Origin of the sequence: Bradyrhizobium sp. SZCCHNRI1009 (assembly GCF_032487575.1) — a bacterium.
Classification (GTDB): Bacteria; Pseudomonadota; Alphaproteobacteria; order Rhizobiales; family Xanthobacteraceae; genus Bradyrhizobium.
The window spans coordinates 89,256-96,160 of the sequence record NZ_JAUEUL010000025.1 but is presented as its reverse complement, the minus strand read 5'-3'; the positions used below and the strand labels follow the sequence as shown (position 1 = coordinate 96,160).

The following is a 6,905-nucleotide window of genomic DNA, read 5'->3' as shown; positions in this document are numbered from 1 at the left end:
TGCTTGACGAATCGAGCCAATTTTGAGGTGTCAACCATGTCTCCGAACACCTGTCAGCCATGTCCCCGGGCTGAACAGCAGCGAAGCAATCCAGGGCTGCGAACTGGACCCTGGATTGCTTCGTCGCTTCGCTCCTCGCAATGACGGTGGCGAGTTATCGACTCTCCGCTGGGAGGTTCTTCCGCGTCGCCCCGTTCACTGCTCATCCTTCGGCGGCATGCGCGGCGGCAGAAGTGGCGTGAACGAGACGCCGTCGCCGGCGTTCTTGGCGGCCTTGAACTCGCCGGTGGAGGGATCGCCGCCGGCGGTCTCGATGATGGTCTTCGGCAGGATGTATTCGCGCGCGGCGTCGATGACCCCGCCGTCGCCGGTGCCGAAATCAGCGGCGCGACCGCCCTGCGGATGACCGGCCGCGATCTGGTCGGCGGCGTGCTGGGCCTTGTCGGCGAGTGTGTCACTGTAGGGAATGCGATAGGCGCGCGGCACGCCGCTCGGACGGTTGTCGTCGTCGAGCGCCTCGACCCACAGATAGACCGCGCCGGGATCGCCCTCGACGGAGTGCGGATCGACGATCCGCACCTGCAGCACCTTGAAGCTCCGCGGCAGCCGGTCGACGCTGGCCCAGCCGAGCAGGCCGCGGGCGCCGACGAAGCTGCCGACATAGAACGCGCTGGTGACGATCACTGCGACCGCCTTCACCTGCCACGGCAGCCTTGCATAGACCAGCACCAGCAAGAGCAGCGCGCCGATCAGCGCATAGCACACGGACAGCGTGACGATGACGGTCTGCAGATTGCTCATCATCGCCTGATCATCCTGACGCCGGTCTTGGGATCGAGGTCGGCGCCGTTGGCGCGGACATTCCGGAACGTCTCCAGCAGCGATTTCGGCCGCCGCTGGACGTCGATCACCTTGCCTTCCGCATTGAGCTTGAAGCGCAGCGCGGTCTTCTCGTCGCCGGAATGGTCGAGCACGACCTTGTCGTCGAAGATCACCTGCGCGGTCGGGTTGAGCTTCTGCACCTTCACCGTGGCCTCGACCGGCGCGCCGCTGACGTTCTGGAAATGCGAGATGTTGACGGTGTATTCGCCGGCGACGATGCCTCTGATCGTGACGATCTCCTCGCGGATCGGCGACGGGATCTTCAGGCCGTTGACCAGGATGAAATCGTTGGCGCCGCCGCGGTCGTCGCGATCGAGCGTGAGGAAGCCGGCCTCGCGATGCCGGTACCAGGCGATGTTGCCGACGGGGTCCTGCACGAACAGGTCGAGATCGTCGGGATGGTTGTCCGGCCAGTCCATCGTGATCAGGAACTCGGCCTTGCTGTCCACCTTGCCGTCCTTGGCGTCCGGCGAGATCGCGAGCACCGCGATGAAGAAGAAGAATGCGACGATCTGCAACGCCTTGAACAGCATCACGCTGAACGGGTCGAACTGCTCCTCGCGCGGATAGAGTCCGAAATCGTCCATCATGCGTCCTGCTCCGGCGCGCGATCCATCGCGCGCTCGAGCCGCGGTGTCACCCGCGTCTCGGTGAGCATGACCGCGTCCGAGAACACGCGCCCGGTCGCCGCATCCAGCATGTAGTACTGGATGCGCACCAGGATCGAGCCGACGAGGCCGGCGAGCGTCGTGTACATCGCCACCGCCATGCCGTCGCTCATCAATCCCATCGAGGACTTCATCGCCAGCTTGTCGTTGATGTCGAGACCGGCAATCGGCGCCAGCATGATGATGAAGCCGATGATGGTGCCGAGCAGGCCGAGCTTCATCAGCGTGTCCGAGGCGAAGCCGCCGAAGCCGTTGGAGCCGCGCAGGCGGTCGGCGAGCGTCCGCAGCAGCAAGGTCTGGTCGAGACGCCCTGCCCCTTGCGTTTGCGCCTTGGTGACGAGGCTGCGGATGTGGTTGGTGACGAGCCCTTTGGGAAGCAACTGAGCATCAGGTTCGAGCGCGCGCGCCGCATCGGGCCCGATCAGCACGGCGCGGCAGCGCCGCGCTGCATCCGCCTCGCGCGCGATCGCTCTGGTGCGCCAGAAGCAATGGCAGCAGGTCACGACGTAGAGCACGGCGATGACGCTGGAGATGTAGGTGCGGTCTGAGGCGACCATCAGGTGGAAATAGCCGTAGCGGGCGAGCACCACGGCGGCGAATATCGTGAGGCCGGTGAAGATCATCCAGAGCAGCAGCGGCCCGCGCTCGGCGCTATCGCGCGCAGGTTCCACCCGATCGGCACTGCTGATCACGCTCATGCAAGACCTCCCGATGCGCGCCTTTTCGTTCGGCGCTTCGCAGAGGGAGTTAAGCAGAGCGGCGGAACAGCGTCCAAAGACATCTGCCTCGAGGCGCTCGGGAAAATTTCCCAACCTGCGGCTTGCTGCAGTGCATTTACTTGGCGGAGCACCAGCCCATTGTTACGCTGCGGCAAAAGCCGTGGAGAGGATCGCATGCGTCTCGTGCTCCAGCTCATTGCGCGCCTCGCGCTGATCGTGCTGCTGTGTCTGGCCGCCGCGGCCGTATGGGTCACCATCGACGCCTATCGCAGCGTCGACCGCGCCACCGCGGCATCGGCCGACCGGGTCTCGCAGGCGCTGGAGGCGCTGTATTGGCGCGAGCTTCTGCTGCGCGGCAACCGGTCGCGCGAGCGGCTGCTGCCGCTGCCCGACTGGCGCACGACCGAGACCATGAAGCTGATCGCGCCCGGCATCTGCGTGCAGCTCAAGCCCGAGGCCGCCTTCGAAAAGCCGCTGTGCGGCCAGAGCAAGGGCCTCGGCGCCGCGCCGCCGCGCTGGTTCTCAGGCGCCGTGGAAGCCATCCTCGGCGATCACGCGGCGGTCGCGCAGCCGATCAGCGCGCGCTCCACCACGGCGGGAACCGTTTCGGCGATCGCCGATCCCGATGCGGCGATCCAGCTCGCCTGGCTGCGTATCCAGGACAGTTTTGGCGTGGCGCTGGCGATGGCAATCGCGATCGGCGTGCTGGCCTCGCTGGCGATCGCGCATGCGCTGGCGCCGGCGCGCAGCATCGTCCAGGCCCTGCAGCGGATGGCCGAGGGCGACCACCGCCCCGCACTGCCGCGCTTCCGTTCGATGGAGCTCGCCATGATCGGCCGCGCCGTCGGCGAGCTCGGCGACCGGCTGGCGCAGGCCAACGAGCAGCGCGCCGCGCTCACCGAGCGCCTGCTCGACATCCGCGACGAGGAGCGGCGGGCGCTGGCGCGCGAGCTGCACGACGAATTCGGGCAGAACCTCACGGCGATCCTCGCTTTTGCCTCGACGATCGAAAGCGCCGGCAACGGCCGCAGCGATCAGGTCGCGCAGGATGCGCGCATGATCACACAATCCGTCAGCCATCTGATGGCCTGCCTGCGCGGCACCCTGAGCCGGCTGCGCCGTCCGCTCACCGAGGAGCTCGGCCTCGCCGCCGGCCTGATCGCGCTGACCGAGAACTATCAGCATGCCGCGCGACCGGCGATCCGGCTCGACCTGCACGGCGATCTCGCCGACATCCAGGGCCCGGTCGCGGTGACCGCCTATCGCATGGCGCAGGAATGCCTGACCAATGCGCTCCGCCACACCAGCGCGAGCGAGGTGTCGCTGCGGGTCGAGCGCCGCCAGGGTCCCGACAGCGCGCTCGTGATCTCGGTCGAGGACGACGGCGGCGGCGATGCGGCACTGCTGGTGCAATCGAGCGGCTTCGGCCTCACCGGCATCCGCGAGCGAATCGCAGCCGTCGGCGGCTCGCTGTCGATCGGCCCGGCCGCGCGCGGGCTCAGCGTCTCCGCGACAATTCCACTGGCCGCCTGAGATAACGGGGATGCCCGAGCGCACAGGCATTTCGATCCTGCTGGTCGACGACCACCCGGTGGTCCGGCAAGGCTATCGCCGCGTGCTGGAGAGCCAGGAGGGATTTCGCGTCATCGCCGAGGCCGACAGCGCCGCGGCGGCCTATGCCGCGTTCAAGGCGCATGCGCCCGACGTGGTCGTGCTCGACATCTCGATGAAGGGCGCCAGCGGGCTGGAGGCGATCCGCAACATCCGTGCCCGCGACAATCGCGCCTGCATCCTGGTGTTCTCGATGCATGGCGAGGCGCCGCTGGTGAAGGCAGCGTTCGCCGCCGGGGCCGGCGGCTTCGTTACCAAGAGCAGCGAGCCGTCGGCGCTGGTCCGCGCCATCCGCATGGTGATCAGCGGCGGGCGCGCGCTCAGCGACGACGTCGCCCATGTGCTGGCCGCCGACAGCCTCGATCCGCAGCAGACCGTGCTGGACCGGTTGGGCGAACGCGAGATCGAGATCCTGCGCCAGTTCGCCTCGGGCCTGACCACCGAGCAGATCGCCGCGAACCTGCACCTCAGCGTCAAGACGGTGCAGAACTATCATTATCTGGTGAAGGCCAAGACCGGATTGCAGACGGACGCACAGCTCGTGCGGCTGGCGGTCACGAGCGGGCTGACGGATCTGTAGCCCGGATGAGCGAAGCGACATCCGGGGTCTCACGCGCTCCCGGCATGACCCCGCATGTCGCTGTGCTCATGCGGGCTACGCTTGGCTAACGCGCCGCAAGCCCGCGCAACAACAACGTCAGCACCGCATCGGCTCGGGCCGAGCAGGTGCACTCGCTCCACTCGTCGGCATGGGCCGGATGATGAAAACTTCTCGTCGCATCGAAGATCGCGGCGGCCGCAACTTTTGGATCGGCGACGTCGAACGCGCCCTGCGCGACGCCCTCCGCGATCATGCCCTCGACCTGGGCGATCAGGTTCTGCTTGTGCGCCTTGACCACCGAGCACGCCTCGCGCGCCAGGGTGAGATAGGTCGCGAACATCTCCGGATCTTCGCAGACCCTCTTCTGCTTGGCGCCGAACAGCTCGCGCAGCCAGCGCTCCAGCTTCGCCGGCGCGGGGCCCGGCTCCGCCGCGATCTGCGCCAGCGGCGCGCTGACCCGCTCGAGCCAGCGCTTGGCAACCGCCTCGCGCAGCGAGGCCTTGCTGGGAAAGTGACGATAAACGGAGCCGTGGCTGACATCGAGCGCTCTCGCGACGTCGACGACCGTCGCTTTGGCGAGCCCATAACGGCGCAACACATCCTCGGTAACTTCGAGGATGCGCTCGGATGTCAGAACCACGGCCTCATTCATGCGTGCACCATATCGGCGTCGGACGTATGCGCCTTGATCTGGATCGTCTCAGCCCGGTCGGCGGACGACGGCGCGCGAAACCTGGCGGCCTGGGCCTCAAGGTGACGCGCGACCTGGAGATTCAGCCAGTCCTGAAATTGTGAGTGCAACAATCGCTTTTCAATCTTCATCGAAGCGGTCCTTCGCAGTTGAAACCGCTGAACCCAAGGTCAGACAGTGGAAGTTGGTCTTAAGCACGGTGGCACAATCGATATACATCATCGCGCTGACAGATTTCAATATCTGTCAGCACGATTTTTGAGAAATGGTATTATAGTCTTGAATTGAGCCGCCAGCTCGCCGGAAAGACCGCCGTTTGTGTCGATCCGGCCGCTCTGGTAAAGCGCGGCGTAAAATGTCGGCGCGGACGCTTGGTCCCGCCCACCTTCCCTCCCGCCTCGGAGCGCCGTCGATGATCCCCCGCTATTCCCGTCCCGAAATGGCCTCGATCTGGGAGCCGCAGACCCGGTTCAAGATCTGGTTCGAGATCGAGGCGCATGCGGCGGACGCCCTGGCCGAGCTCGGCACGATCCCGAAGGACGCCGCCAAGACGATCTGGGCCAAAGCCAAGGACGCCACCTTCGACGTCGCCCGCATCGATGAGATCGAGCGCGAGACCAAGCACGACGTCATCGCCTTCCTGACCCATCTCGCCGAGATCGTCGGCCCCGAGGCGCGTTTCGTGCACCAGGGCATGACCTCCTCCGACGTGCTCGACACCTGCCTCAACGTCCAGCTCACCCGCGCCGCCGACCTGCTGCTCGCCGATCTCGACCGCGTGCTGGCGGCGCTGAAGACGCGCGCCTTCGAGCACAAGATGACGCCGACCATCGGCCGCTCGCACGGCATCCACGCCGAGCCGGTGACCTTCGGTCTCAAGCTCGCTTATGCCTATGCCGAATTCTCTCGCGCGCGCGAGCGCCTGGTCGCCGCGCGGAAGGAAGTCGCGACCTGCGCGATTTCCGGCGCCGTCGGCACCTTCGCCCAGATCGATCCGCGCGTGGAGGAGCACGTCGCCAAGGCGATGGGCCTCAGCCCCGAGCCGATCTCCACCCAGGTGATTCCGCGCGACCGCCACGCGATGTTCTTTGCGACCCTCGGCGTCATCGCTTCGTCCGTGGAGCGCCTGGCGACCGAAGTGCGCCATCTGCAGCGCACCGAGGTGCTCGAAGCCGAGGAGTTCTTCTCGGAGGGCCAGAAGGGCTCGTCGGCGATGCCGCACAAGCGCAACCCGGTGCTGTCGGAGAACCTTACCGGCCTCGCCCGCATGGTGCGCGCCTATGTGACCCCGGCGATGGAGAACGTCGTGCTGTGGCACGAGCGCGACATCTCGCACTCCTCCGTCGAGCGCATGATCGGCCCCGACGCCACCGTCACGCTCGACTTTGCGCTGATGCGCCTCGCCGGCCTGATCGAGAAGCTGCTGGTCTACCCGGCCAACATGGAGAAGAACCTCAACAAGCTCGGCGGCCTCGTGCACTCGCAGCGCGTGCTGATCGCGCTGACCCAGAAGGGGGCGAGCCGCGAGGACTCCTACAAGCTCGTCCAGCGCAACGCGATGCCGGTCTGGCGCGGCGAAGGCGACTTCCGCACCTTGCTCAAGGCCGATGCCGAGGTGAAGAAGTATCTCACAGATGCCGAGATCGACGAGCAGTTCGACCTCGGCTACCACCTCAAGCACGTCGACACGATCTTCAAGCGCGTGTTCGGGGAGGCGTGATCCCGTGTCGGGC

At 66.4% G+C, this 6,905-nt stretch carries 8 protein-coding genes; 3 read left to right on the top strand and 5 right to left on the bottom strand.

What is annotated here, in order from left to right; genetic code table 11:
- Positions 1-195: 195 nt before the first annotated feature.
- Genes QX010_RS28755 through QX010_RS28745 form a run of 3 tightly spaced genes read right to left on the bottom strand, consistent with a single transcriptional unit; the run spans position 196 to position 2,248 of the window.
- On the bottom strand, positions 196-804 hold the full coding sequence (locus QX010_RS28755) for a hypothetical protein (RefSeq protein WP_316183107.1): 609 nt from the start codon (positions 802-804) through the stop codon (positions 196-198).
- Positions 801-1,472 (bottom strand): hypothetical protein, encoded by a 672-nt coding sequence (locus tag QX010_RS28750; RefSeq protein ID WP_316183106.1) that lies wholly within the window; start codon positions 1,470-1,472, stop codon positions 801-803. Before QX010_RS28750 ends, QX010_RS28755 begins: the two co-directional genes overlap by 4 nt.
- On the bottom strand, positions 1,469-2,248 hold the full coding sequence (locus QX010_RS28745) for a MotA/TolQ/ExbB proton channel family protein (RefSeq protein ID WP_316183105.1): 780 nt from the start codon (positions 2,246-2,248) through the stop codon (positions 1,469-1,471). The genes QX010_RS28750 and QX010_RS28745 overlap by 4 nt, the downstream gene beginning before the upstream one ends.
- 195 nt (positions 2,249-2,443) lie before the next feature.
- Here QX010_RS28745 and QX010_RS28740 point away from each other — a divergent pair, with 195 nt between their 5' ends.
- Positions 2,444-3,802, top strand: coding sequence for a histidine kinase (locus tag QX010_RS28740; protein ID WP_316183104.1), 1,359 nt, complete (start codon positions 2,444-2,446; stop codon positions 3,800-3,802).
- A gap of 10 nt (positions 3,803-3,812) precedes the next feature.
- Positions 3,813-4,460 carry a response regulator transcription factor gene (locus QX010_RS28735; protein WP_316183103.1) on the top strand — a complete coding sequence of 216 codons (648 nt, stop codon included), beginning with the start codon at positions 3,813-3,815 and terminating at the stop codon, positions 4,458-4,460.
- Between the two features lie 85 nt (positions 4,461-4,545).
- On the opposite strand, the gene QX010_RS28730 is transcribed toward QX010_RS28735, so the two are convergent.
- Both QX010_RS28730 and QX010_RS28725 read right to left on the bottom strand, forming a co-directional pair.
- A complete protein-coding gene (locus QX010_RS28730) occupies positions 4,546-5,133 on the bottom strand; it encodes a TetR family transcriptional regulator (protein ID WP_316183102.1) in 588 nt (195 codons plus the stop codon).
- Positions 5,130-5,303, bottom strand: a complete 174-nt coding sequence (locus QX010_RS28725) for a hypothetical protein (RefSeq protein ID WP_316183101.1) — start codon at positions 5,301-5,303, stop codon at positions 5,130-5,132. The genes QX010_RS28730 and QX010_RS28725 overlap by 4 nt, the downstream gene beginning before the upstream one ends.
- Positions 5,304-5,584: 281 nt before the next feature.
- Here QX010_RS28725 and purB point away from each other — a divergent pair, with 281 nt between their 5' ends.
- Positions 5,585-6,892, top strand: a complete 1,308-nt coding sequence (gene purB / locus QX010_RS28720; RefSeq protein WP_316183100.1) for an adenylosuccinate lyase — start codon at positions 5,585-5,587, stop codon at positions 6,890-6,892.
- Positions 6,893-6,905: the final 13 nt, after the last annotated feature.